This is a genomic window from Pseudomonas sp. o96-267 (assembly GCF_003935465.1).
GTDB classification, from domain to species: Bacteria; Pseudomonadota; Gammaproteobacteria; order Pseudomonadales; family Pseudomonadaceae; genus Aquipseudomonas; species Aquipseudomonas sediminis.
Genome location: NZ_RHQP01000017.1, coordinates 44,650 through 69,967, shown reverse-complemented (window position 1 = coordinate 69,967; position 25,318 = coordinate 44,650). Strand labels below are relative to the sequence as shown.

The window sequence follows — 25,318 nt, the reverse complement described above, 5'->3', positions numbered from 1 at the left end:
CGCACCATCCGCGCCAGAGGTTCAGCTCCATGGTTCCCCCCAGCCAGTCCAACACCATCGATTTCGATGCCGCCAAGCTGCAGCGTCTCGGCTTTACCGGCAGTCGCAATCTGCCGCTCAAGCCCGCCAGCCTGATAGAGCTGCGCCACCAATTGAGCCTGCAACTGCAGACCAGCCTGGACGTGGAACGAATCCTCAGCCTGTTCTTTCGCGAGGTACAGCGTCTGGTGCCGCTCGATGCACTGGCCTTTCAACATCCGTCGCACGACCTGCGCCTCGAACTGGGCGAGCGCGCGCCCCACTCGGCCGGCTATCGCCTGAGCCATGAGGGGGAATACCTGGGCGAGCTGATTTTCCGTCGCAAGCAACGCTTTGCCGAAGACGAACTGATCCAGCTGGAATCACTGCTGGCGAGCCTGCTGTTCCCGCTGCGCAATGCCTTGCTCTACCGCACCGCGCTGCAAAGCGCGCTGCGCGACCCGCTGACCGACACCGGCAACCGCATCGCCATGGACCAGGTGCTGCAGCGCGAGGTGGATCTGGCCCGCCGCAACCTGCAACCGCTGTCGCTGCTGATGCTCGACATCGACCACTTCAAGAGCATCAACGACAACCATGGCCACACACTTGGCGACGAAGTGCTGAAAGCGGTCGCGCAGACCTTGAAGAACCAGTTGCGCAATATCGATATGGTCTTTCGCTACGGCGGCGAGGAGTTTCTGGTGATTCTCTCCGGCACCAACCGCGAGGGCGCCGCACTGGTAGGCGAGCGCTTGCGCTTTGCGGTGATGGAGCTGCAATGCCTGGATGCCGGCCGCCACATCGACGTATCCATCAGCCTGGGCTGTTCCAGCCTGCTGCCGGGCGAGTCAGGCGAAAGCTTGCTGCGCCGTGCTGACAACGCGTTGTTCGTGGCTAAGCGCGAAGGCCGCAACCGCCTGTCCATGGCCGGTTGAGAGATTGCCCGCCTAATTCGGAATGCTCTGAATACAGTAGTTCACGCTGCCTTCCGGAAAGCAGAATGAAAAAAGGGACTCCGCAGAGTCCCTTTTTCGTTTATCAGCGCTTGCGGCCGAAGCCTGGACGCTGACCATCACCAGCAGGCGGACGCTTGCCGGGTGTTGCCGGACGCGGCTTGCGCGCCGGACGCTCGGACAACTCGACGGCCGGGCGCGGCTGGCGCTTCTTCACATCGCTCGGACGCTCCGCCACCGGTGTGCCACGGCCATTCTCGCGGCGCTCACCGCCCTCTTTACGCGGGCCGCGCGGTGTACGCTGCTCAGCCTCGTCACGGCGCGGTGCGCGGCTCGGGCGAGCATTGTCAGCACCGGCCTCATCCTTCGCCGGACGCAACACGCGCTTACCACGTACCTCGACCGGCTTGGCCGATTTGCGCTGCAGGCGGTCGAGCTTCTCGCGGGTCTTTTCCTTCATCGCCGGCAGTGCCTGCGGGGTCAGGCCAACTTCGGCGCTGAGAATGTCCACTTCACGCTGCTCCATTTCGCGCCAGCGGCCCATGGTCAGCTCGGAGGTCAGGAACACCGGACCGAAACGCACACGTTTCAGACGGCTCACCACCAGACCCTGGGACTCCCACAGGCGGCGCACCTCACGGTTGCGGCCTTCCATCACCACGCAGTGATACCAGTGGTTGAAGCCTTCGCCGCCCGGCGCTTCCTTGATGTCGGTGAACTTGGCCGGACCGTCCTCGAGCATCACGCCGTTCTTGAGGTTCTCCAGCATTTCCTCAGTGACTTCACCACGCACGCGCACCGCATATTCGCGGTCCATCTGATAAGAGGGGTGCATCAGGCGGTTGGCCAGCTCACCATCGGTGGTGAACAGCAAAAGACCGGTGGTGTTGATATCGAGGCGACCGATGTTGATCCAGCGCCCCTCTTTGGGACGCGGCAGGCGGTCGAAGACGGTTGGGCGACCTTCCGGGTCGTCACGGGTGCAGATCTCGCCGTCCGGCTTGTTGTAGATCAGCACGCGGCGTACCGAGCCGGTGATTTCTTCGCGCTTGAGCAAGCGGCCATCGAGGGCGATGGCGTCGTTGGCATCGACGCGCTGGCCCAGGGTCGCAGCAGCGCCATTGACCTTGACCCGACCTTCGGCGATCCAGGTCTCGATTTCGCGACGCGAAGCCAGCCCGAGGCGGGCCAGGACTTTCTGCAGTTTCTCGCCTGCAGGACGCGGTTGTTCGTGCTCAGTCATCGTGGGCACCTCCCGGTGTAGTAGTTGATGATCGAAGGGCGCGCATCATACGCACTACAGAGCCCTTAGGGTAGACGAGGCTCGGCCAAACGACAGCGAAAAGCGCTGAAGCAGCGCCCGGCACGCTCAGAACTTGCGCCGTCCGGTCGCCTCCAGCGCCAGCAGACGCATATTGGCTTCGGCCAGCAGAGCCAGGCGCTCGCCCTTGTCCAGGCGCTTCCAGCCCTTGATTTCCTGGCGGCTACGGCCACAGCCGAGGCAGATGTCCTTTTCGAATTCACAGACCTTGATGCACGGGCTCTTGCTCATGGGCGCTCCTGGGCCGAGAAGGATCGGATGGGCGCCAGAATAAAGGCCGAGCACACAACAGCGAGATTGAAGTATTCGATAGCTGGCTTACACGCACTCAATGCAACGGCTGATCGCCATCCAGGTCGGCCAGATCGTCTTCGACCGCTTCATCCGACTCGCCTGCCTCGTCCTCATCGGCCAGGCGCAGATCATCGAAATCGGTCTTGAGCCCTTGCTCCATGGTATCCAGCTCGGCCAGCAGGCTGCGGAAGCTGGTTTCCTCGCGGGGCTCGGCGGCTTCGCCGTCTTCCTGCAAGGCCAGATCGGCGCGTGCCTGCAACCCGGCCGGCACCTCGGCGTCGTCATCCAGCGCCAGTTCAGGCTCGGGCTCCAGCTCGCGCAGGGCGGCGAGCGGTGGCAATTCGTCGAGGCTTTTCAGGTTGAAGTGATCGAGAAAGCTCTTGGTGGTGGCGAACATCGCCGGGCGCCCCGGCACATCGCGATAGCCCACCACGCGAATCCACTCGCGTTCGAGCAGGGTCTTGGTGATGTTGCTGTTGACCGCCACGCCGCGCACGTCCTCGATCTCGCCACGGGTGATGGGCTGGCGGTAGGCGATCAGCGCCAGGGTTTCCAGCAGCGCACGAGAGTAACGCTGCGGACGCTCTTCCCAAAGCCTGCCAACCCAGGGGGCGAAGCGCTCACGCACCTGCAGGCGGTAGCCCGAGGCCACCTCCTTCAACTCGAAGGCGCGCCCCTCACAGGACAGACGCAGGACCTCCAGCGCCGCCTTGAACTGCTCAGGCTCGGGCCGCTCACCCTCTTCGAAGAGTTCGAAAAGGCGTTCGAGCGACTGCGCCTTGCCGGAAGCCAGCAGAAAGGCTTCAAGCAATTGGGCCAGGTCGTTGGGATCGTTGAGGTTCATTCGGCACGGGCTCGGACGTGAATAACGGCGAAGGGCTCATTCTGCACCAGCTCGACCAGGGATTCCTTGATCAATTCGAGCACCGCCATGAAGGTCACCACCACGCCTAGTCGGCCCTCTTCGGCAGCGAACAGCTCGACGAACGGCACGAACGCCCCGCCCTTGAGGCGCTCCAGCACCTCACTCATACGCTCGCGGGTCGACAGGGCCTCACGGGTAACCTGGTGGCTTTCAAACATGTCGGCGCGGCGCAGCACCTCAGCCATCGACAGCAGCACCTCCTCCAGGCTGACGTCCGGCAGCAGCTTGCGCGCGCGGGCTTCGGGAGCATCCAGTTTCGGTACGGTCACGTCGCGGCCGACACGCGGCAGTTCGTCGATACCTTCGGCAGCGGCCTTGAAGCGCTCGTATTCCTGCAGGCGGCGAATCAGCTCGGCACGCGGGTCGTCCTCTTCTTCCTCGGCCTCGGTCGAGCGCGGCAGCAGCATGCGTGACTTGATCTCGGCCAGCATGGCGGCCATCACCAGGTATTCGGCAGCCAGCTCCAGACGCACCGAGTGCATGAGCTCAACGTAGCCCATGTACTGCTTGGTGATCTCGGCCACCGGGATGTCGAGGATGTCGATGTTCTGTTTGCGAATCAGATAGAGCAGCAGGTCCAGCGGCCCCTCGAAGGCCTCGAGGAAGACTTCCAGGGCATCCGGGGGAATGTACAGATCCAGTGGCAGCTCGGTGACCGCCTCGCCGTACACCAGGGCGAACGGCAGCTCCTGCTGGGCACCGGCTTGACTGTCGGGGGTTGGCGTGGCGGGCTCGCTCATCGACGGGCGCTCCTTCAACGGTAATTCAGGCCCATGGCCATGCGCACTTCGGCCAGGGTTTCACGCGCTTCGTCACGCGCGCGCTCGGCGCCTTCGGCGAGAATGCTGCGCACCAGGTCCGGGCTTTCCTCGTAGTCGATGGCGCGCTGCTGCAGCGGCGCAAGCTCGGCCTGCAGAGAGGAGCACAGCGTGCTCTTGCAGTCGAGGCAACCAATCGAGGCGCTACGACAACCCTCGATCACCCAATGCAATTGCTCGTCGCTGGAATACAGCTGATGCAGCGACCAGACCGGGCAACGCTGCGGCTCACCTGGATCGTCACGGTGTACGCGGGCCGGATCGGTGGGCATGCGCCGCAGTTTTTCCTCAAGTTCGGCATCGCTATCGCGCAGGAATATCGAGTTGCCGCTGGACTTGGCCATCTTCTGTCCGTCCAGGCCAGGTACCCGCGAAAACTCGGCAAGAATCGGCTGCGGCTCACTCAGAATCACCTTGCCGCCACCTTCGAGATAGCCGTACAGGCGCTCCTGGTCGCCGAGAGTGATGCTGGTCTGCTCCTTGAGCAAGGCCCGCGCCGTCTCCAGGGCCTGTGCGTCACCCTGCTCTTGATAAGCCTTGCGCAGGTTGCTGTAGAGCTTACCGAGCTTCTTGCCCAGCTTGCCGATGGCAGCTTCAGCCTTGCGCTCGAAATCCGGCTCGCTGCCGTACAGGTGGTTGAAGCGGCGCGCCACTTCACGAGCAAATTCGATATGGGGGAGCTGATCGGCGCCGACCGGCACCTGCCCGGCGCGGTACAGCAGGATGTCCGCGGCCTGCAGCAGCGGGTAGCCGAGAAAACCGTAGGTGGAGAGGTCTTTACCGCTCTGGTGCTCCTGCTGCTCCTTGTAGGACGGTACGCGCTCCAGCCAGCTGAGCGGGCAGATCATCGACAGCAACACGTGGAGCTCGGCATGCTCCGGCACCTGCGATTGTACGAACAGCGTTGCAGAGCTGGGGCTTATGCCTGCGGCCAGCCAATCCACGGCCATATCCATGACGTGCTGGGAAAGCTGGCCGGCATCGGCGTATTCGGTGGTCAGGGCATGCCAGTCGACGATACAGAAGAAGCAGTCGTACTCGTGCTGCAACTTGATCCAGTTCTTCAACACACCGTGGTAGTGCCCGAGGTGAAGACGACCACTCGGACGCATCCCTGACAACACTCGACGCTCAGAGTCGTTAAGGCTCAAACCGTTCTATCCATAATCCAGACAAGACCACGGAGTATAGGGTAGCTGCGCTCACAACGGAAAAGGCGGTGTCAGGGATGTTTTGAAAAAGCGCTTGATCGTCACTCCGGCGAAGCCGGAAGCCCAGATCACTCGAACATTCTGGATGCCCGCCGGCGCGAGCATGACGGATTTTTCCGGTCTCGCTTCAGAGATCGTTGAACGGCGTCGGGTCGCCGCAACCGACGCGCACGACCTCGGGGCTGTCGTCGGCCAGATTGACCACGGTAGAGGCTTCCAGACCACCAAAACCGCCATCGATGATCAGGTCCACATGGTGCTCGAGAATCTGGCGCATCTCGTAGGGGTCGGACATCGGCAGCTCATCGCCCGGCATTATCAGGCTGACGCTCATCAACGGCTCGCCCAATTGCTCCAGCAGCGCCAGGGCGATCGGGTGGCTGGGTACGCGAATGCCGATGGTGCGACGTTTGGGGTGCAGCAACATCCGCGGCACTTCGCGGGTGGCGTTGAGGATGAAGGTGTAAGGGCCCGGGGTGTGATTCTTCAGCAGGCGGAAAGCGGCGGTGTCGACCTTGGCGAACAGGCCGATCTGCGACAGATCGCGGCAAACCAGGGTGAAGTTGTGCTTGTCGTCGAGCTGACGCAGGCGGCGAATGCGCTCTACCGCATTTTTGTCACCGATCATGCAGCCCAGCGCATAGGAAGAGTCGGTCGGATAGACCACCACGCCGCCGCCACGAATGATTTCCACAGCCTGTTTTATCAGGCGTGCCTGTGGGTTTTCCGGGTGAACCTGGAAAAATTGACTCACACTTGCTCCCAGCTCATGAAGTGACAGCGGATGGCTGTGCATGTTCGAAGCGCTCCCAGAGCGCAGTCAGGTCATCAGGCAATGGGCGATACATGCCCAACTCGGACCAGTCGCCGGGCGCATGGAAATCGCTGCCGACACTGGCCATCAAGCCAAATTCGCGCGCCAGAATCGCCAAACCGCCGACTTGCTCGGCCGGCTGCATGCCATTGACCACTTCCAGGGCATGACCGCCGGCCGCCGCGAAATCGGCCACCAAACGTCGACGCTTACTGCGAGTAAAGTCGTACTGCCACGGATGCGCCAGGCTGATCCAGGCCCGGGCCGAACGCAAAGTGGCGACGGTTTCTTCCAGCATAGGCCAATGTTGCTTGACGTCACCCAACTTACCCGAGCCCAGCCACTTGCGAAAAGCCTCGGCGCGATCGCGCACATGGCCGGCGCGCACAAGAAATTCGGCGAAATGTGGACGCGCCGGCGCGTTACCACTGTCGCCCAGTTCCTGTTGGACAGCACGTGCGCCCTCAAGTGCGCCCGGCATGCCTTTAGCCGAGAGGCGTCGGTCGATTTCCTCGGCTCGCTGCCAGCGCCCGTGATGCAGGGCCTCTATGGCAGCGCACAGCGCTGGCGCCTCGCGCTCGAAGGCATAGCCCAATACGTGGATGGTCGCCCCACCCCAGGTGCAGGACAACTCGATACCGTTGACCAGCTTCACACCCAACGGCTCGGCAGCACGGCGCGCTTCATCGAGACCTTCCAGGGTGTCATGATCGGTCAACGCCAGTAGCCGCACGCCCCGCTCATGTGCTCGGGCCACCAGTACGGCGGGGGCCAGGGCGCCATCGGAGGCGGTGCTGTGGCAGTGCAAATCGACAATCATGGCGGCGCTTTCGTTGAGATTGATGTTTGTTATTATGCCCCACATCCGCCGCAAGCAGGCTGTTGCCGTGTGGCGCAAACGCTTCACCCCTCCCCGCTTCGACCCCAAATAAGGATTGAGATGCTCTACGCCATCATCGCCACCGACGTCGAAAACTCCCTGGAAAATCGCCTGGCCACCCGCCCTGCTCATCTCGCTCGCCTGGAGCAGTTGAAGCAGGAAGGCCGCCTGCTGCTGGCCGGCCCGCATCCGGCCGTCGACAGCAACGATCCGGGCCCAGCAGGGTTCAGTGGCAGCCTGGTGGTTGCCGAGTTCGACTCCCTCGAAGCTGCGCAGAAATGGGCCGACGCCGACCCATATCGAACCGCCGGTGTGTATGCCAACGTTCTGGTCAAACCCTTCAAGAAAGTACTGCCCTGAAAGAGTTCTACCAACGCTGCTCTCGCACACAAGGAATCGCGATGCGCTCGATCCCGCTGTCCCTGCTGGTCACCGTGATGCTGACTTGTGCTTCGGTACAGGCAGAAGAACAACCCTCTGAGCCATCTGCCCCTGCAGCGCCGCTCGACACCCAGGCGCTGGAGCAGCGCCTGGCGCAAAGTGAGCAATTGCGCAACGAGCAGGAAGCGAGCAGCGCCGTGCAACTGCAACGCCTGCGCCAGGAAAACCAGCGCCTGCGCATGCAACTAAAGGAAAGCCAGGCTCAGGCTCAACCTCGCCTGCTCAGCGAAGAACAGACCTGGTTCGCCGTTGGCGCTGCCCTGAGCCTGATCTCGATGGTATTCGGCGCACTGTTGCGCGGCTCTCGCAAGACCCGTCGCGAGTGGATCAACTAACCCATGAACCGACTGCTGCTGATCGATGATGATCAGGAACTCTGCGAACTGCTGACCCGCTGGCTGACCCAGGAAGGCTTTCAGGTCACGGCTTGCCATGATGCCGGCGGCGCCCGCCAGGCCCTCCTTACACACGCGCCTGAGGCCGTGGTGCTGGATGTCATGCTGCCGGACGGCAGCGGCCTGGAGCTGCTCAAGCAATTGCGTGGCGAGCATCCGGAACTGCCGGTGCTGATGCTCTCGGCCAGGGGCGAACCCCTGGATCGCATCCTTGGCCTGGAGCTAGGCGCCGATGACTACCTGGCCAAGCCTTGTGACCCTCGCGAGCTGACCGCACGCCTGCGCGCTGTGCTGCGCCGCACCGTGCCCGCACCGGCAAGCAGCCAGTTGGAGCTGGGCGACCTCCGCTTCAGCCCCAATCGCGGGGTGGTCAGTATTGGCGAACATGACGTTCCCCTGACGCTTTCCGAAAGCCGCCTGCTGGAGGCCCTGCTGCAGCAGCCGGGCGAGCCAGTGGACAAACAGGCCCTGGCGCAACTCGCCCTGGGCCGCAAATTGACGCTGTATGACCGTAGCCTGGACATGCACGTCAGCAACCTGCGCAAGAAGCTCGGCCCGCACCCGGATGGCCGCCCACGCATTCTCGCCTTGCGCAGTCGCGGCTATTACTACGCGCAGTGACTGCCTGGCGCAGCGTAAATAACCCGCAACATCGCCTTTACCCAAGCTTTACCCACACCTGACTGCCCTTGACCTTGACCGCCGCATACTGAGCCCATCCGGTCGTTACCGGTTTCGAGACAAGGAGAATCACCATGCGCAAGACCCTCACCGCCCTGCTGCTCGCTGCCACCCTGCCGACCCTGGCCTTCGCCATGCCCATGCAAGACGGTGGCCCTCGCCACCACGACCGCGGCCCCGGCATGTTCAAGGAGCTGAACCTGAGCAAGGAACAGCGCCAGGAATTTCGCAAACTGATGGGCGATCAGATGAAAACCCATCGCGACATCACCAAGCGCTACCTGGACAAGCTGCCGGAAGCCGAAAAGCAGGCCATGAAGAAGGAATTGGACAAGGCCCGCGCCGACCAGCACAAGGCCCTGCGTGACCTGCTCAACCCCGAGCAGCAGAAGGCCTTCGACGAGCATCAGAAAAAAATGGAAGCCCGTCGCGCCGAGATGGCCGAATTCAAGGCCTGGAAGGCTGAGAAGGACAGCAAGACCAACTGATCGACGCCCCTAAACCCGCCGCCGCGCTCCCAGAGACCGGCGGCTTTTGCATGAGGAATTACCGTGCGTTCACTGTTCTGGCGCATTCTGGCGACTTTCTGGCTGGGCATCGCACTGGTCGCCGGCCTGTCCCTGCTGCTGGGTCGCGCCCTCAATCAGGACGCCTGGATTCTAAGCCTGCACCCAGGCCTGGATGGCCTCGACAGCAAATGGGTCAAGCGCTACGAACAGAAGGGGCCAGCAGCCGCCCAGGATTTTCTCGAACAGCGTAAACGCGAATACCGCATCGACACGCAGGTGCTTGGCGAGAGCGGCCAGCAACTGGTCAAAGGCACTTTTCCGTCCCGTGCTGCAGCCTTCGAGGCGCGTCAAGGCGACGACCGTCGCTTGCCCTGGCGGCGTCTGCCCGCCGAATACACCAGCCCGGAAAGCGGCGAAAGCTACCTGTTCATCTACCGAATTCCACACCCGGAACTGGCAGCCTGGCACCGCGGCAGCCTGTTCTGGCCACTCAGCGCCATCGCTATTGCCCTGGTGGTGCTGACGCTGTTCAGCCTTATGCTGACGCTGTCGATTACCCGCCCACTGGACCGCTTGCGCGGCGCCGTGCATGACCTCGGTCAGACCGCCTATCAGCAGAACAGCCTGGCTCGTCTGGCCACCCGCCGCGACGAGCTGGGCTTGCTGGCCAAGGACTTCAACCGCATGGGCGAGCGACTGCAGGGCTTGATCGGCAGCCAGCGCCAGTTACTGCGCGATGTTTCCCACGAATTGCGCTCGCCCCTAGCGCGACTGCGTATTGCACTGGCATTGGCAGAGCGCGCCGATGCTGCAGAGCGAGAAAGGCTGTGGCCACGCCTGAGTCAGGAGTGTGAACGGCTGGAGGCGCTGATCAGCGAAATTCTTGCCTTGGCGCGTCTGGATGCAGACCCGGGCGATGCGCACCCCGTCGACCTGGCCGCCCTGCTCGGCAAACTGCAGGAAGACGCTCGCCTGACCGCCCCACAGCAACAGTTGCAGATCGATCTCGACCCCGCGGCACGCCTGGAAGGCTGGCCAGACATGCTGGAACGCGCGCTGGACAACCTGCTACGCAATGCCTTGCGCTTCAGCCCGCCGGATCAGCCTGTCGTCATCAGCATGCAGCGCCAGGGTGCAAGCGTCACGCTGAGTGTGCGCGACCATGGCCCTGGCGTGGCCAGCGAGCACCTGCAGCAGTTGGGCAAACCTTTCTTTCGTGCACCCGGTCAGAGCAGCACCGGCCACGGCCTCGGGCTGGCCATCGCACGCCGGGCCGCGCAGCGCCATGGCGGCGAGCTACTGCTGGCCAACCATCCAGAAGGGGGCTTCGTTGCCACGCTCAGCCTGCCGGCCAGGCAGCAGGCAGGCTGAAGCGCGTGTCGATCAGCCCTGCCAGGCGCTGACGAAATCCTCGACGACCATTTCCGGGGCGCGGCGCAGCTCACGCTCCGGTGTGCCGAGGTAGAGATAGGCGATGATCTGTTCGTCCGCCGCCAGGCCCAGACCTTTGCCCACGTGGGCGTTGTAGGCCATGTCGCCGGTGCGCCACACCGCGCCTATGCCCTGAGCATGAGCCGCCAGCAGCATGCCGTGAGCCGCACAGCCAGCCGCGCTCACCTGCTCGGAGGCCGGCACCTTGGGATGAGCCTGCACGCGAGCGATCACCACCACCAGCAATGGCGCGCGCAGCGGCATGCCACGCGCCTTGTTCAGCGCCTCCGGCGCGGCCTGCGCATCGGCGACCTGCAGGGCTTCGGCGAACAGTTCGCCCATGCGTTCACGCGCCGCCCCTTCGATCGTCAGAAAACGCCAGGGACGCAGTTGGCCATGATCCGGGGCGCGCAGGGCGGCACGAAACATCAGGTCACGCTGCGCGGCATCCGGGGCTGGTTCGACCAGGCGAGGAACAGAAACACGGTTGAGCAGAGCGTCGAGAGCTTCCATCGGCCACCTCCAAAAACAAAGATGGCGCATTCTCAATGCTGCAAGCTGCAAGCTGCAAGCTGACCAATGCACGGAGCGGATAACAGACGACGGTCGAACCGTGGCCCGGATGCCCCAGGGAACGCTGGACCCCGGACTGCATCCAGGCGACACGCTAGTCTGCAGCTGCCGTCAGGCGACGCGGTCAGGCGATATCACCGGCTGCACCGGCGGAGTGAGCGGTGGCAGACCGTAAGCCTTGCGCGCATCGTCGCAACGCGGGTTGTGCTCACCGTTCGCCCATGACGCTTCGAACTCGCGGCAGCTACTCGAACGTTGTTCATACATGGTGCAACGCACCCCACAACCGACATCGCCCAACAGTTGCGTGCAACGTGCCGGTTTGCTCTCCGTGCCACGCATGGCGACGTAGTGAGGGCTGATCTGGATAACCTGCTCATCCGGCACGCTACCGCCCGCGGATTGGCACTCGCCCCAGAAGAAGGACACACGAAAAAACGCGCAGCAGGCGCCGCACGTAAGGCAAGGATTAGCTTCGGACATTTGGGGAGGACTCGGAAACCGACGGACGTCGGCAACTGGCGGCTATTCTATGCTTGGCGATGCGCTTGTAAAGCCCCTTGGTGCAGCGGTTTACAGCCGCCCGTCCACGGGTAGAATGGCGCACTTTTACAACCCGCCAGAGCCCCCTAAATGGCCTTGCCGACGCTACGTACCATCGGTTTCATCATCGGCATATTCCTGATTACCCTGGCGATCAGCATGGCCATTCCGATGCTGACGCTGCTGATCTTCGAGCACCCGGAAGATCTCAACGCTTTCCTCTGGTCCAGCCTGATCACCCTGATCGCCGGCCTGGCCCTGGTGATACCCGGCCGACCGGAGAGTGCCCAGCTACGCCCGCGTGACATGTACCTGCTGACCACCGGCAGCTGGACCGTGGTGTGCGCCTTCGCCGCTCTGCCACTGATGCTGATCGCCCATATCAGCTACACCGACGCCATCTTCGAAACCATGTCCGGCATCACCACCACCGGCTCCACCGTACTGGTTGGCCTGGACAGCATGTCACCCGGCATCCTGATCTGGCGCTCGATGCTGCATTGGCTCGGCGGGATCGGCTTCATCGGCATGGCCGTGGCGATTCTGCCGCTGCTGCGCGTCGGTGGCATGCGCCTGTTCCAGACGGAATCCTCGGACTGGGGCGAGAAGGTGATGCCCCGCTCGCACATGGCGGCCAAGTACCTGTTGCTGATCTATCTGGCCCTCACCCTGCTGGGTTTCCTGGCGTTCTGGGCGGCGGGCATGACTCCCTTCGAGGCCATCAATCACTCCATGGCGTCGATCTCCACGGGTGGTTTCTCGACTTCCGATTCGTCACTGGCACACTGGCCACAGCCTGCCGTGCATTGGACGGCGGTGGTACTGATGCTGCTCGGCGGCATGCCGTTCATGCTTTACGTCGCCTTTATTCGCGGCAATCGCAACGCCCTGTTCAAAGACCATCAGGTTCGCGGCTTCATCGGTTTTCTGCTGCTGACCTGGCTGGTCTTCGGCACCTGGCTGTGGATCAACTCGGACTACGCCTGGCTCGACGCCTTTCGCATCGTCGCGGTAAACGTCACCTCGGTGGTCACCACCACCGGCTTCGCCCTCGGCGACTACACCACCTGGGGCAGCTTCGCCGTGCTACTGTTCTTCTACCTGACCTTCGTCGGCGGCTGCTCGGGCTCCACCGCAGGCGGCCTGAAGATCTTCCGCTTCCAGGTCGCCTACGTGCTGCTCAAGGCCAACCTGATGCAGCTGGTGCACCCGCGTGCGGTGATCAAGCAGCAGTACAACAACCACAATCTCGATGAAGAGATCGTGCGCTCGATGATCACCTTCTCCTTCTTCTTCACCATCACCATCGGCGTGCTGGCCCTGGCCCTGACCCTTACTGGCCTGGATTGGGTCACCGCGCTGACTGGCGCTGCCACCGCGGTGTGCAACGTCGGCCCGGGCCTTGGCCCGATCATCGGCCCGGCCGGCAACTTCGCCAGCCTGCCGGATTCAGCCAAGTGGCTGCTCAGTGCCGGCATGCTGCTGGGCCGCCTGGAAATTCTGACCGTGCTGGTGCTGATCACCCGCAGCTTCTGGAAACACTGACCGATGCCTTTAGCCAGCCTGCGCATCCTCGCCTTCATTAACGGCATTTTCCTCATCACCCTGGCACTTAGCATGCTGGTGCCGGTGGTCACCCTGTTGATTTTCGAGCAGCCCCAGAAGATCAATGCCTTCCTCTGGTCGAGCCTGATCACCGCACTCGTCGGCATCGCCATGATCGCCCAGGGCAGACCCAAACAAACGCAACTGCGCCCACGCGACATGTACATGCTGACGGTGTCGAGCTGGGTGATGGTATCGATCTTCGCTGCGCTGCCATTTATGTTCGCCGAACGCGCAAGCATTACCGACGCGTACTTCGAGAGCATGTCCGGCATTACCGCCACCGGCGCCACCGTATTCAGCGGCCTCGACGACATGTCGCCCGGCACGCTGATCTGGCGCTCGCTGCTGCACTGGCTGGGTGGCATCGGCTTCATCGGCATGGCCGTGGCGATCTTGCCGATCCTGCGTATCGGTGGCATGCGCCTGTTCCAGACCGAGTCCTCGGACCGTTCGGAAAAGGTCATGCCGCGCTCACACATGGTCGCCAAGTACATGGTGCTGGCCTACGTCGGCCTCAGCACCTTCGCCGTACTGGCCTTCTGGTTGGCTGGCATGGGCGTCTTCGACGCGATCAACCACGCCATGTCGGCGATCGCCACCGGTGGTTTCTCCACCTCGGACGCGTCGCTGGGTAAATGGCAACAGCCTGCGGTTCACTGGGTCGCCATCGTGGTGATGGTGCTCGGCAGCCTGCCGTTCGTGCTCTACGTCAGCACGTTACGTGGCAACTACCGCGCACTGATTCGCGATGCGCAAGTGCGTGGTTTCCTGCTGTTGCTGGTGGGTAGCTGGTTCGTGCTGGCTGGCTGGAAATGGTTCACCACCGATCTGTATTGGCTCGATGCACTGCGCCTGGTGGCGGTGAACATCACCTCGATCATGAGCACCACCGGCTTCGCCGTGGGTGACTACCACCTGTGGGGCCCCTTCGCCAGCATGATGTTCTTCTACCTGGGCTTCGTTGGCGGGTGCTCCGGCTCTACCGCGGGCGGCCTGAAGATCTTCCGTTTCCAGGTCGCCTACATCCTGCTCAAGGCCAACCTCAAGCAGCTCATCCACCCGCGCGCCGTGATCAAGCAGCAGTACAACCATCACCGGCTGGATGAAGACATCGTTCGTTCGATCCTGGCCTTCGCCTTCTTCTACACCATCACCATCGCCACGCTGGCCCTGGCAGTAGCGATGTGCGGCGTGGACTGGATCACCGCCCTGACCGGCGCGGCGGCAATGGTCTCCGGTGTTGGCCCGGGCATGGGTGAGATGGTCGGCCCGGCCGGCAACTACGCCACCATCCCCGATACGGCCAAGTGGCTACTGAGCCTGGGTATGCTGCTCGGGCGCCTGGAAATCCTCACGGTGCTGGTGCTGTTGTTCCCCGCCTTCTGGCGCCATTGAGCGGTAGATGGACCTTAACCGGCCAGTCCACGGCGACTGCGATACTCACCGGGCGTTTCTCCGAACCAGCGGCGAAACGCCCTGAAGAAGTTGCTCGGGTCGGCAAAGCCCAGCAGATAGGCAACCTCCAGTAACGTCAGGTCGACCTGGCCAAGATACTGCTCGGCCAGCTCGCGGCGCGTGTCGTCGAGCAGTTGCTGATAGCTGGTGCCCTCCTCCTGCAGGCGGCGCTGCAAGGTGCGCTGCGACAGATGCAGCGCCTGCGCCACCACCTCACGGCGTGGCTCGCCCTGCGGCAACAGGCGGCACAGCACCTGGCGCGCCTGATGGGTGACACGGCTACTGCAGAAACGCGCCAGGTACTCGCCAGCAAAACGATCATGCAGTTGCGCCAGCGCCTCGTTGGCACTGGGCAGCGGCGCCTCCAGATCAGCACGCTCGAAGATCAGCCCATAGTGCTCGGCGTTGAACTTGAGCGGCGCCTGGAACACCTGCTGATAAGGCGCCAGATCAGCGGGGGCCGGGCCTTGCAGACGAATTTCACGCGGCCGGATCAACTTGCCGGTCATCCAACGGCAGAACGCCAGGCAGTAGGCCATCGAAGCCTCCGCGCTCTGCCGTGCCGGCGGCAAACGGTCGCCATGAATGGCCAGGGTCAGCGCGTAGCCGTCGGGTTGCGGCAGGAAGTTCAGGTCCGCCCCTTCACCAATGATGCGCTGATAGCGCACCAGACGGGTGAAGCCATCACGCAGGTTGCGGCTGGACATCAGCGCATATCCCACAACATGGAAGGACGCCGGACGTACCACCTGCGCCATGTTCAGGCCGATCGCCGGGTTGCCTGACAGCGCCACGGCGCGCTGCCACAGGCGGGTCATGCCGTCCTGCGGAAAACGCGCATCCGGATCGTTCAGCGCGGCGTACTCCATGCCCAGCTCGGCAAACAGGCTGACGCAGTCGACGCCGCCCAGTTCCAGCGCCTGCACGATGGCCAATGCCCAGTTGGAAGAGGTGGTTCTTTCACTCATCGTCTTGTTCTTATGATCAAACAGCAAGGCCATGGTTGGCGGCGCAAGGATACTAGACTGGCACTTTAAGTCAGTGGCCGATGGAGACAGCCACCCTACACTCGACCGTGACAATAACAGGAGGTGCGCCATGACCGCCCAGACTACCGAGCGCTACCAGAGCTTCGCCGAGTTCTATCCCTACTACCTGCAGGAGCACAGCAACCCCGTGTGCCGCCGCCTGCACTACGTCGGCAGCCTGCTGGTGCTGACGATCCTCGCCTATGTCCTGCTTACCCAACAATGGCTGTGGCTGCTGGCCATGCCGTTGGCCGGTTACGGCTTCGCCTGGATCGGCCACTTCATCTTCGAGAAGAACCGCCCGGCGACCTTCGATTACCCGCTGTATAGCCTGATGGGTGACTGGGTGATGCTCAAGGATGCCTTTACCGGCCGTATCCGCTTCTAGCCCGCAGCCACATGTGCCGCAGAGAAGTTGACCGTCATGCCCCAGAACAACAAGAACGAGAAATGCCATGAATAGCCGAGCCCGCTTCACCCATATGCAAGACGGCCAGGCCGAGGATTGGGCCATCATCGCCCAGGACTTCGCCGCCTACGCCGCCGAACTGCCCGCTCGCATCCTCGCCCACCTGCGCCTGCTCGACGGCGATTTCGGTGGTTTTCCGGTCGACCGCCTGACCCACTCACTGCAGACCGCCAGCCGCGCCCATCGCGACGGCCGTGACGAGGAATACGTGATCTGCGCGCTGCTGCACGATATTGGCGATACGCTCGGCAGCTACAACCACCCAGACATTGCCGCGGCCATCCTCAAACCTTTCGTCAGTGCCGAGAACCACTGGATGGTGGAGAAACACGGCATCTTCCAGGGCTATTACTTCTTCCACCACCTGGGCATGGATCGCCACCTGCGCGAGCAATTCAAGGACCACCCGCAATACCAGGCGACCATCGACTTCTGTGCCAAGTACGACGCGGCTGCCTTCGACCCCGACTACGAAAGCTTGCCGCTGAGTTTCTTCGAACCCATGCTGCAGCGTGTGTTCGCCCGACCGAAGAATTCCATCTACCTGGCCGCCATGGACAGCACCAGCACCTGACCGCTGGCCTCTGCTGCGCCACCGTTCGGCGGCCGTGCTTGGCTGGCCGCCACCCCCTTGGTTATGATCCCCGCCCAGCGAGCCTCTGGCTCAGGTCTTGCAGACCAGCCAGGCGTCCAGTAGAGACGCCAGAAATCCAGCAGGGACAGTTCCAGCAGATGAAGCCAGCAACCCCCAGCCGTGCCAACGGGCTGCCGACGCCGCCGTTGCGCGAATACTATTCGCGCGTACTGGCCTATATCGCCACGGCTGCCAGCATCGCCGCCGGCACCTACGTGGGGCACTTCGGCTACGACATCCTGTGGATGGTGCCCTACGCCCTGCTCTATCCCCATCTGGCGCACAACCTGAGCCGCCGCTTCAAGCGCGACTACCCTGCGCAGACCGATCTTGCCCTGCTGTTCTTCGACGCCCTGCATGCTGGCGCGGCCTGCGTGCTGCTCGGTTTCTCCGCCGTACCCAGCCTGATGTTCCTGCTGATTCTCTGCTTCAGCGCTTTGGTCATCGGCGGCATGCGCTACCTGGGCCTGGGACTGCTGGTGGCCGCTAGTGGCATGGCGCTGTGCGCCGCGTCGATAGAGGTTCATCCCAATACCGACACACCCACCCTGGTGGCACTGGTCAGCATTCTCTTCGCCACCCTGTACATCTGCATCACCGCCTATTTCGTCAACCAGCAAGGCCTGCGCCTGGCCCAGGTGCGCAGCGAGATCAAGCGCGAGCAGGAGAAGGCCGCCCGCCTGGCGCGCAACCTGGCGAAATACCTGTCACCGCAGGTGTGGGAGTCGATCTTCACCGGCAAGAAGAGCGTGCGCCTGGAAACCCAGCGCAAGAAGCTCACGGTGTTTTTCTCTGACATCAAGGGCTTCACCGAACTGTCGGAAGAGCTGGAAGCCGAAGCGCTGACCGACCTGCTCAACACCTACCTCAATGAAATGTCGAAGATCACCCTGAAATACGGCGGTACCATCGACAAGTTCATCGGTGACTGCGTCATGGTGTTCTTCGGCGACCCCAGCAGCAATGGCGCCAAAAAGGATGCGGTCGCAGCGGTTTCCATGGCCATCGCCATGCGCAAGCACATGAAGGTGCTGCGCCAACAGTGGCGCGCCCAGGGCATCACCAAGCCTCTGGAAATTCGCATGGGCCTCAATACCGGCTACTGCACGGTGGGCAACTTCGGCGCCGACACGCGCATGGACTACACCATCATCGGCCGCGACGTGAACCTCGCCAGCCGTCTGGAAAGTGCCGCAGAATCCGGCGAGATCCTGATCTCCCACGAGACCTATTCGCTGGTCAAGGACGTGATCATGTGCCGCGACAAGGGCCAGATCACCGTCAAGGGCTTCACCCGCCCGGTGCAGATCTACCAGGTGGTGGACTTCCGCCGCGACCTGGGCGCCACCTCCAGCTACGTCGAGCACGAGCTGCCGGGCTTCTCCATGTACCTGGACACCAACGGTATTCAGAACTTCGACAAGGAGCGAGTGATCCAGGCGCTCAACCAGGCCGCCGAAAAGCTGCGCGACAAGGTCATTCTCTGACGCGCACAACCTGAGCTCGATTCGCGGCTGAAGCCGCTCCTACATCCGCCCCCGTGGGAGCGGCTTCAGCCGCGATAAAGATCGCTCACAACGCAGTATCCGGTAACGCCTCATCCAACCCCACCGGCTCACCGTCGATAAGCGGCTGCAACGCCAGAAACTCCAGCGCGGAGGCGCGCCAGGACTGCGCTGCCGCCAGTTCTGCGCAACGCTTCCTATCCAGCTCCAGCGCAGCCAGGCAGGCGACGCGCAGATCCTCGTCCATCACGCCACTGAGCCCCTGCTGCAGCACGTCCAGCGGCCCGGCCACCGGAAACGCGGCCACGGGCGTACCGCATGCCAGTGCTTCCAGCATCACCAGGCCATAGGTATCGGTACGCGAAGGAAAGACCAGCACCGAGGCCTGCTGATAGATTTCGGCCAACGCCTGGCCATGGCGGTAGCCGAGAAAACGCACCAACGGATACTGCTGCTGCAACGCCTCGCGCTGCGGGCCGTCACCGACCACGCGTTTCTCGCCGGGCAAGTCCAGATCGAGAAAGGCCTGCAGGTTCTTTTCCGGGGCGATGCGTCCGACGTAGAGAAACACCATTCGCCCAGGTCGGGGGCGCGTCTCGTCCGGCCGAAACAGCCGGGTATCCACACCTTTGCGCCACAGTTGCAGCCGTTGCAGAGCCCAGCCGGCGAACTCTTCACGCAAGCGCTCGGTGGTCACCAGCACGGCTTGGCTGGGGCGATGAAAAACGCGCAGGAAGGCATACCCCCAACGCGGCGCAATCCACGGCCAGCGTGTGCTGACGTACTCCGGGAAGCGCGTGTGGATCGCCGAGGAAAACGCCAGCCCGCGCTTGACCAGCCAACGCCGCGCTGCCCAACCCAGCGGTCCCTCGGTCGCGAGGTGTACGCAGTCAGGACGAAAGTCGCGAATCGCCGCACCGACGCGCCACAGATCCCACACCAGCGGAATCTCCGGATAGGTGGGGCACGGCACGGCGCGGAAATCGGCGGGCGACAGCAGTTTGACCTGATGCCCCAGCCCACGCAGTTCGCTGAACAGCGCCGCCAGACTGGTGACCACGCCATTGATCTGAGGTGACCAGGCGTCGGTGACGATGAGTACCCTCATGCACCGGTCTCGAGGGCGATGGCCTGCTCCTCGCTGGCCTGCTGCGTCTGCGCTTCGGCCAGACGATAGAGCTCGATCTGCCCATCCCAGTGCTCGATCAGCGCCGTGCAGGATTCCACCCAGTCGCCGCAGTTCATGTATTCCACGCCACTCACCTGGCGAATCTCGGCATGGTGAATATGGCCGCAGACCACGCCCTGTAGGCCGCGCTTAACGCACTCGTGAGCGATGGCCTCCTCGAAGTCGCTGATGAAGTTCACCGCCGTCTTGACCTTGTGCTTGAGGTACGCTGACAGCGACCAGTAACCGTAGCCCCAGCGGCTGCGCCAGTGATTGAGCCAGCGATTGAGGGTCAGGGTGAACTCGTAGGCCGAGTCGCCGAGAAAGGCCAGCCAGCGGTGATAGCGTGTGATCACATCGAACTGGTCGCCATGGATGACCAGCAGTTGCCGACCATCAGCCGTGACGTGCACGGCCTCGTCGACCAGCTGGATATTGCCCAGCAGCAGGCTGGAGTAGCGACGCAGGAATTCGTCGTGGTTGCCGGTGACGTAGATCACCTCGGTGCCGCGCTTGCTCATGGTCAGCAGGCGGCGGATCACATTGGTGTGCGCCTGCGGCCAGTAGATGCCGCCACGCAGCTTCCAGCCATCGATGATGTCGCCTACCAGGTAGATACGGTCGGCGTGGTAACGCTTGAGAAACGCTGCCAGGTGCTCGGCCTGGCAATCACGCGTACCGAGGTGCACGTCGGAGATCCACAGGGTGCGGACACGTTGTTTGCGACTGGGCTTGGCGAGCTGGGCGCTGGTCATGGACGGCCTCCGGCTGGGTTTAGTCGAGCTTGAGGCGTTGCGGTGAAAAGCTTGTGACGGGAAAAAGACGGTTCCATGACACGGCATTGCTGCGCCCCAGGCGTTACACTGCGGCGGCTGCCGAGGAAACCGCCATGCTCCCGATCATGTCCCTGCGTCACTACAGCCACGAAGTGCTCAGCCATAGCCACGACCACGCGCAACTGGTGTTCGGCCTGGCGGGCGAGCTGCAATTCGAAGTGGACGGCCAGGGCACTCAGGTACTGCGCCATCACCTGGCCGTGGTGCCAGCCGAAGCGCGCCACACCTGCGGCAGCCCACGTGGCAGCCAATGCCTGGTGCTGGACCTGCCGGCCAATGACTGGCTGGAGCGCCAGCTTGGCCACCATGCGAGCGACATCCAGCGTCTGTTGGACAAACCCAACGCACTGCAACTCGATCCCTCGCAGGGGCAGCTACTCAACTGGCTGGCCAGCAGCCCGATCAATGATCCAATCATCGCTGGCCAGGGTGCGGCCTTGCTGCTCGGCAGCCTGGCCTGCAGCCGCCAGCATGCGGAAGCGCCCGGCTTGCCGATGGCTGCCCTGGATCGCTATATCGAACAGCACGCAGCGCATCCGCTGCAGGTGGTAGATCTGGCACGCCTGGCCGGTCTGTCGGTGGCGCGCTTCCATGCGCGTTTCCTCGCCGAGAGCGGTCGCACACCCATGGAATACATTCGCCAACGACGTCTGCAACTCGCCGAACAGCTGTTGCGTGGCAGCGACCTGGCGGTTGGAGAAATCGCCGCACGGGTCGGTTACAGCTCGCAAAGCGCCTTCACCGCCGCCCTCTCCCGCCATCTGGGTATGACGCCGAGACAGCTGCGTCGCGCTCGCTAGCGATCTTGCCGGCGCCATTACCTGAAACCAATCCGGACTCGTCCAGGCTACAGCTGGATCGTAGGGTGCGCCGTGCGCACCGCAAAACTATCGGTTGCCCCGTTGCGCGCGGCGCACCCTACGCGCAGACGAGAGTCTGGCGACAAAACGCCTCACTCGCGCGACAGACAGCTGCTGCCGCGCTGCCTAGACTGCGCGGCATCATCGAAGGAGTACCTTATGCAAACCATCGAATGGCAGGATTTCGAGAAGGTGGAGCTGCGCGTCGGCACCATTCGCAACGCTCGTCCCAATGAAAAAGCGCTGAAGCCAGCCTACGTGCTGGAAGTCGATCTCGGCGAACTGGGCATCAAGACCTCCAGCGCCCAAATCACCGCGCATTACGATTGCGACGCGCTGATTGGTCGTCAGGTGCTGTGCGTCTGCAACTTCGCCCCTAAACGAATCGCCGGGGTGCGCTCGGAAGTGCTGGTCACCGGTGTCTATGACAGCGATAACCGCGTCGTCTTGGCAGGCTTCGACCAGCCACTGCCCAACGGTGCGCGCCTGGCATGACGCAGCGTAACGCCCTGCTGGCGATTCATCTGGGTGCCCTGCTGTTCGGCCTGTCGGGCATCTTCGGCAAACTCGCGGCGACCACGCCGAACATGATTGCAGGCGGCCGCGCATTCTTCGCGGTGCTCGCCCTGGGCCTGGCTGCCACGCTCTGGCGCAGTCGCCACACAGTTCGCCCGAATCTGCGGCAGATGGCACTGCTGGCACTCGGCGGCCTGCTGCTGGGCACGCACTGGGTCACCTTCTTCGAAGCGGTGAAAGTCTCCGGTGTGGCCATCGCCACCCTGGGCTTCGCCAGCTTCCCGGCCTTCACCGTCCTGCTGGAGGGCCTGCTGTTTCGCGAGCGTACCCGCCCCGGCGAGTTCGCCATGGTCGGCGTGGTATGCCTGGGACTGATTCTGGTCACGCCCGAATTCAGCCTGAACAGCGGCGCCACCGTCGGGCTGCTGTGGGCGGTGTTGTCGGGCTTTCTGTTCGCCCTGCTGTCGCTGCTCAACCGCGCCAGCACCCGTGGCCTAGATCCGGTAAAGGCCGCGCTGTACCAGAACGTCACGGTGCTGATCTGCTTCCTGCCGCTGGCCTGGCCGCTACTGCCCAGCGTGCGCCCGGTGGACTGGCTGTGGCTGACCATGCTCGGCATCTTTTGCACGGGCCTGGCGCACAGCCTGTTCGTCGCCAGCCTGCGCGTGCTCAAGGCGCGTACCACGGCAGTGATCTTCGCCCTGGAGCCGGTCTACGGAATTCTGTTCGCCTGGTGGCTGTTCAGCGAGCAGCCGACCCTGCGCATGCTGGCCGGCGGCTTGCTCATCGTCAGCGCGATCTTCGTTTCAGCGCGGATGGCGCGTTGATCCTGAAACTCTAACGGTCGTTGTGGCCCAGATCGCGACCTGGATCGATCAGATCGCGCACCCGCTGCTTGAGCACCTTGGCCTCTGGGAAGCCACCATCAACCTTGCGCTCCCAGATCTGCTGGCCATCACAGAGGATGCGAAAAACGCCGCCGGTGCCTGGTTCCAGGCTAACCCGGCCCAACTCGTCGGCAAAGGTGCTCAGCAGCTCCTGAGCCAGCCAGGCGGCGCGCAGCAGCCACTGACACTGGGTGCAATAGGTGATGACGATTTCGGGCTTCTGATCGGGCATGGCAGCGGCTCTACTGTGGGGCTTGATGCCTATAATAACGGCCTTTGTCTCTGCTCCTGCCGGAATCCACCATGCGCCGCCTGCTCTTTTCGTTGCTCTGCCTGTTCGCCCTCTCCAGCCTGCCCGTCATCGCCGCCGACCGTGTCGGTCTGGTGTTGTCCGGCGGCGCCGCCCGTGGCCTGGCGCACATTGGCGTGCTCAAGGCGCTGGAGGAACAAGGTATTCGCATAGATGCCATCGCCGGCACCAGCATGGGAGCCATCGTCGGCGGGCTGTACGCGTCCGGCTATTCGGTGGCGGAACTTGAGCGTCTGGCGCTGGAACTGGACTGGCAACAGGCACTGTCCGACTCACCGCCACGTGAGGACGTACCTTTCCGGCGCAAGCAGGACGACCGCGATTTCCTGATCAAGCAGAAGCTCAGCTTTCGCGACGACGGCAGCCTTGGCCTGCCGCTGGGCGTGATCCAGGGCCAGAACCTGGCGCTGCTGCTGGAAAGTCTGCTGGTACACCGCAGTGCCACTCGCGACTTCGATCATCTACCGATCCCTTATCGCGCCGTGGCCACCGATGTGGTCACGGGCGAACAGGTGATCATGGGCAGCGGTCACCTGCCGCAGGTGATGCGCGCCAGCATGTCGATCCCTGCGGTGTTCGCCCCGGTGGAAGTGGACGGCCGCCTGCTGGTCGACGGCGGCATGGTCAACAACGTGCCCATCGACGTGGCGCGACAAATGGGCGTCGATCACGTTATCGTCGTCGACCTGGGCATGCCACTGAAACCGGCCAAGGAACTGCTCACCGTCGTCGACGTGATGAACCAGTCGATCAACCTGATGATGCGCAAGAACTCCGAGGCGCAACTTGAAACGCTGGAAGCGGACGACGTACTGATCCTGCCACCTCTGGCTGGGTTCGGCGTCGCCGACTTCAATCGGGGCGAACAGATGATGGAGGCCGGCTATCGCGCCACACAGATTCAGGCAGAGCGTTTGGCTCGCTTGCGCACCGGCAGTGCCGGCAACCCGGCGTTGGCCATGGCGCGCTCGCGCGAACAGCGCACACCGGTGATTCGCGAGATCCATGTGGAGAACGACTCGAAAGTCGGCGACGCGGTGATTCGCCGGCACATTCGCCAACCGCTCGGCGAGCCACTGGACATGGATCGCCTGCAAAAAGACATGGGCACCCTTTACGGCCTGGACTACTTCGAGCGCGTGCAATACCGCGTAGAGCCACTGGACGAGCGCGGTAGCGCCCTGGTGATCGATGCCCGCGGCAAGCGCACCGGCACCGATTATCTGCGCCTGGGGCTGAACCTGTCCGACGACATGCGCGGCGACAGCGCCTTCAATATCGGCGCCAGTTACCGCATCAATGGCATCAACGAGCTCGGTGCCGAATGGCTGACTCGCTTGCAGTTAGGTGACCGCCAGGAGCTCTACAGCGAGTTCTATCAGCCGCTGGACGCCGGCTCACGTTACTTCGTCGCGCCCTACCTGTTCGGCGAGGCGCAGAACGTCGAAGCGATTCTGGACAACGACCCGATCGCAGAATACCGCCTGGAGCGCTACGGCTACGGTCTCAACCTCGGTCGGCAGATCGCCAACAATGGCGAGATTCGCTTAGGCATCGCCCAGGCCTGGGGCGAGGCGGATGTACGCGTCGGCGAGCGCGATCTGCCCAGCTTCAGCTTCAGCGAGGGGTACTACGAGCTGCTGTACTCCTTCGACACCCTGGACAATCTCGACTTCCCGCGCACAGGTGAGGACATCGGTCTGATGCTGCGCAAGTATGATCGCGGCCTGGGCTCGGACGAGGAATATCGCCAATGGCAGTTGAAACTGGACAAGGCCTATAGCCACGGCCCCAATACCTGGCTGTTCGGTGGGCGCTACGGGCGCACCCTGGATCAGGCGGAGGTGGTCACCTCGGGCTTCATCCTCGGTGGCGCCCAGGAACTGTCGGGCTTTCGCCAGGACTCGCTGAGCGGCCAGAACATGGCCCTGGCACGGATGATCTACTACCGGCGCATGACGCAAACCTCGATGCTGCCGCTGAACTTCCCGCTGTACCTGGGCATGTCGCTGGAGCGCGGCCGCGCCTGGAACAACGACAACGCCTTCGACAGTGGCTATATCAATGCAGCCAGCATCTTCCTCGGCCTGGACACCCCGCTGGGCCCGCTGAACTTCAGCTATGGCTTCAACGACGAGCGGGAGAAGGCGCTGTATCTCAATCTGGGCAAGAGTTTCTGAAACGACGAGGCCGCGACATACGCGCGGCCTCGTCAGGTGTAGCAGCACAAGT

Annotated in this window: 28 protein-coding genes; 15 read left to right on the top strand and 13 right to left on the bottom strand. The window is 63.0% G+C overall.

The genetic code is table 11. From position 1 onward, the window contains the following. The first annotated feature begins 29 nt into the window (after positions 1–29). Positions 30–956 (top strand): GGDEF domain-containing protein, encoded by a 927-nt coding sequence (locus EGJ86_RS13550; RefSeq protein ID WP_125835441.1) that lies wholly within the window; start codon positions 30–32, stop codon positions 954–956. 103 nt (positions 957–1,059) lie between these two features. Here the strand turns inward: EGJ86_RS13550 and rluB are convergent, their stop codons facing one another. From rluB to EGJ86_RS13515, 7 genes are all read right to left on the bottom strand, one after another. Then, on the bottom strand, positions 1,060–2,217 hold the full coding sequence (rluB, locus tag EGJ86_RS13545) for a 23S rRNA pseudouridine(2605) synthase RluB (RefSeq protein ID WP_092374724.1): 1,158 nt from the start codon (positions 2,215–2,217) through the stop codon (positions 1,060–1,062). Positions 2,218–2,343: 126 nt separating this feature from the next. Beyond that, the gene (locus tag EGJ86_RS13540) at positions 2,344–2,526 is read right to left on the bottom strand and encodes a DUF1289 domain-containing protein (RefSeq protein WP_106733985.1); all 183 of its coding nucleotides are present in this window, start codon (positions 2,524–2,526) and stop codon (positions 2,344–2,346) included. A 97-nt stretch (positions 2,527–2,623) separates the two neighbouring features. Further along, positions 2,624–3,433, bottom strand: a complete 810-nt coding sequence (scpB, locus tag EGJ86_RS13535; protein WP_125835440.1) for an SMC-Scp complex subunit ScpB — start codon at positions 3,431–3,433, stop codon at positions 2,624–2,626. Then, on the bottom strand, positions 3,430–4,128 hold the full coding sequence (locus EGJ86_RS13530; RefSeq protein WP_166432412.1) for a ScpA family protein: 699 nt from the start codon (positions 4,126–4,128) through the stop codon (positions 3,430–3,432). The genes scpB and EGJ86_RS13530 overlap by 4 nt, the downstream gene beginning before the upstream one ends. Before the next feature lie 140 nt (positions 4,129–4,268). After that, a complete protein-coding gene (locus EGJ86_RS13525; protein WP_125835439.1) occupies positions 4,269–5,483 on the bottom strand; it encodes a tryptophan--tRNA ligase in 1,215 nt (404 codons plus the stop codon). 187 nt (positions 5,484–5,670) lie between these two features. Then, the gene (locus tag EGJ86_RS13520) at positions 5,671–6,297 is read right to left on the bottom strand and encodes an L-threonylcarbamoyladenylate synthase (protein ID WP_125835438.1); all 627 of its coding nucleotides are present in this window, start codon (positions 6,295–6,297) and stop codon (positions 5,671–5,673) included. Between the two features lie 13 nt (positions 6,298–6,310). After that, the gene (locus EGJ86_RS13515) at positions 6,311–7,177 is read right to left on the bottom strand and encodes a PHP domain-containing protein (protein ID WP_099525358.1); all 867 of its coding nucleotides are present in this window, start codon (positions 7,175–7,177) and stop codon (positions 6,311–6,313) included. A 120-nt stretch (positions 7,178–7,297) separates the two neighbouring features. On the opposite strand from EGJ86_RS13515, the gene EGJ86_RS13510 reads away from it, so the two are divergent. The 5 genes from EGJ86_RS13510 to EGJ86_RS13490 all read left to right on the top strand — a co-directional run bounded on the left by EGJ86_RS13510 (position 7,298) and on the right by EGJ86_RS13490 (position 10,634). Then, positions 7,298–7,597: a YciI family protein gene (locus EGJ86_RS13510; RefSeq protein WP_074940120.1), complete on the top strand. Its 300-nt coding sequence runs from the start codon at positions 7,298–7,300 to the stop codon at positions 7,595–7,597. 41 nt (positions 7,598–7,638) lie between these two features. Then, the gene (locus tag EGJ86_RS13505; RefSeq protein ID WP_125835437.1) at positions 7,639–8,013 is read left to right on the top strand and encodes a translation initiation factor 2 (IF-2, GTPase); all 375 of its coding nucleotides are present in this window, start codon (positions 7,639–7,641) and stop codon (positions 8,011–8,013) included. A 3-nt stretch (positions 8,014–8,016) separates the two neighbouring features. Beyond that, positions 8,017–8,694: a response regulator transcription factor gene (locus EGJ86_RS13500; protein ID WP_125835436.1), complete on the top strand. Its 678-nt coding sequence runs from the start codon at positions 8,017–8,019 to the stop codon at positions 8,692–8,694. 134 nt (positions 8,695–8,828) lie between these two features. Beyond that, entirely contained in the window at positions 8,829–9,242 is a 414-nt protein-coding gene (locus EGJ86_RS13495; protein WP_106733980.1) for a Spy/CpxP family protein refolding chaperone, read from the top strand. 63 nt (positions 9,243–9,305) lie between these two features. Next, the gene (locus EGJ86_RS13490) at positions 9,306–10,634 is read left to right on the top strand and encodes a HAMP domain-containing sensor histidine kinase (protein WP_125835435.1); all 1,329 of its coding nucleotides are present in this window, start codon (positions 9,306–9,308) and stop codon (positions 10,632–10,634) included. 12 nt (positions 10,635–10,646) lie between these two features. On the opposite strand, the gene EGJ86_RS13485 is transcribed toward EGJ86_RS13490, so the two are convergent. Beyond that, a complete protein-coding gene (locus EGJ86_RS13485; RefSeq protein ID WP_125835434.1) occupies positions 10,647–11,207 on the bottom strand; it encodes a nitroreductase family protein in 561 nt (186 codons plus the stop codon). Positions 11,208–11,378: 171 nt separating this feature from the next. Further along, on the bottom strand, positions 11,379–11,750 hold the full coding sequence (locus tag EGJ86_RS13480; protein ID WP_037002400.1) for a YkgJ family cysteine cluster protein: 372 nt from the start codon (positions 11,748–11,750) through the stop codon (positions 11,379–11,381). Positions 11,751–11,900: 150 nt separating this feature from the next. Between EGJ86_RS13480 and EGJ86_RS13475 the strand changes: the two genes are divergently transcribed. Together EGJ86_RS13475 and EGJ86_RS13470 are read left to right on the top strand one after the other, a co-directional pair. Further along, on the top strand, positions 11,901–13,355 hold the full coding sequence (locus EGJ86_RS13475; RefSeq protein ID WP_125835433.1) for a TrkH family potassium uptake protein: 1,455 nt from the start codon (positions 11,901–11,903) through the stop codon (positions 13,353–13,355). A gap of 3 nt (positions 13,356–13,358) precedes the next feature. Beyond that, positions 13,359–14,813, top strand: coding sequence for a TrkH family potassium uptake protein (locus EGJ86_RS13470; RefSeq protein ID WP_106733976.1), 1,455 nt, complete (start codon positions 13,359–13,361; stop codon positions 14,811–14,813). Between the two features lie 14 nt (positions 14,814–14,827). On the opposite strand, the gene EGJ86_RS13465 is transcribed toward EGJ86_RS13470, so the two are convergent. Beyond that, a complete protein-coding gene (locus EGJ86_RS13465) occupies positions 14,828–15,841 on the bottom strand; it encodes an AraC family transcriptional regulator (RefSeq protein WP_125835432.1) in 1,014 nt (337 codons plus the stop codon). A 130-nt stretch (positions 15,842–15,971) separates the two neighbouring features. On the opposite strand from EGJ86_RS13465, the gene EGJ86_RS13460 reads away from it, so the two are divergent. The 3 genes from EGJ86_RS13460 to EGJ86_RS13450 all read left to right on the top strand — a co-directional run bounded on the left by EGJ86_RS13460 (position 15,972) and on the right by EGJ86_RS13450 (position 18,491). Continuing rightward, positions 15,972–16,289 (top strand): Mpo1-like protein, encoded by a 318-nt coding sequence (locus EGJ86_RS13460; RefSeq protein WP_125835431.1) that lies wholly within the window; start codon positions 15,972–15,974, stop codon positions 16,287–16,289. 67 nt (positions 16,290–16,356) lie between these two features. Further along, positions 16,357–16,944 (top strand): HD domain-containing protein, encoded by a 588-nt coding sequence (locus EGJ86_RS13455; RefSeq protein WP_125835430.1) that lies wholly within the window; start codon positions 16,357–16,359, stop codon positions 16,942–16,944. A gap of 158 nt (positions 16,945–17,102) precedes the next feature. Further along, positions 17,103–18,491, top strand: a complete 1,389-nt coding sequence (locus EGJ86_RS13450) for an adenylate/guanylate cyclase domain-containing protein (protein WP_125835429.1) — start codon at positions 17,103–17,105, stop codon at positions 18,489–18,491. Positions 18,492–18,576: 85 nt separating this feature from the next. On the opposite strand, the gene EGJ86_RS13445 is transcribed toward EGJ86_RS13450, so the two are convergent. Continuing rightward, positions 18,577–19,617 (bottom strand): glycosyltransferase family 1 protein, encoded by a 1,041-nt coding sequence (locus EGJ86_RS13445; protein ID WP_125835428.1) that lies wholly within the window; start codon positions 19,615–19,617, stop codon positions 18,577–18,579. Then, positions 19,614–20,432: a UDP-2,3-diacylglucosamine diphosphatase gene (locus EGJ86_RS13440; protein WP_125835427.1), complete on the bottom strand. Its 819-nt coding sequence runs from the start codon at positions 20,430–20,432 to the stop codon at positions 19,614–19,616. The genes EGJ86_RS13445 and EGJ86_RS13440 overlap by 4 nt, the downstream gene beginning before the upstream one ends. A gap of 134 nt (positions 20,433–20,566) precedes the next feature. Here EGJ86_RS13440 and EGJ86_RS13435 point away from each other — a divergent pair, with 134 nt between their 5' ends. The 3 genes from EGJ86_RS13435 to EGJ86_RS13425 all read left to right on the top strand — a co-directional run bounded on the left by EGJ86_RS13435 (position 20,567) and on the right by EGJ86_RS13425 (position 22,716). Then, positions 20,567–21,313, top strand: a complete 747-nt coding sequence (locus tag EGJ86_RS13435) for an AraC family transcriptional regulator (RefSeq protein ID WP_125835426.1) — start codon at positions 20,567–20,569, stop codon at positions 21,311–21,313. Positions 21,314–21,532: 219 nt separating this feature from the next. Beyond that, entirely contained in the window at positions 21,533–21,868 is a 336-nt protein-coding gene (locus EGJ86_RS13430; RefSeq protein ID WP_125835425.1) for a tRNA-binding protein, read from the top strand. Further along, positions 21,865–22,716, top strand: a complete 852-nt coding sequence (locus EGJ86_RS13425) for a DMT family transporter (protein ID WP_125835424.1) — start codon at positions 21,865–21,867, stop codon at positions 22,714–22,716. Before EGJ86_RS13430 ends, EGJ86_RS13425 begins: the two co-directional genes overlap by 4 nt. A 10-nt stretch (positions 22,717–22,726) precedes the next feature. Here the strand turns inward: EGJ86_RS13425 and EGJ86_RS13420 are convergent, their stop codons facing one another. After that, positions 22,727–23,008 carry a SelT/SelW/SelH family protein gene (locus EGJ86_RS13420; RefSeq protein ID WP_125835423.1) on the bottom strand — a complete coding sequence of 94 codons (282 nt, stop codon included), beginning with the start codon at positions 23,006–23,008 and terminating at the stop codon, positions 22,727–22,729. 71 nt (positions 23,009–23,079) lie between these two features. Here EGJ86_RS13420 and EGJ86_RS13415 point away from each other — a divergent pair, with 71 nt between their 5' ends. Next, positions 23,080–25,266 (top strand): patatin-like phospholipase family protein, encoded by a 2,187-nt coding sequence (locus EGJ86_RS13415; RefSeq protein ID WP_125835422.1) that lies wholly within the window; start codon positions 23,080–23,082, stop codon positions 25,264–25,266. The last annotated feature ends 52 nt before the right edge of the window (positions 25,267–25,318 follow it).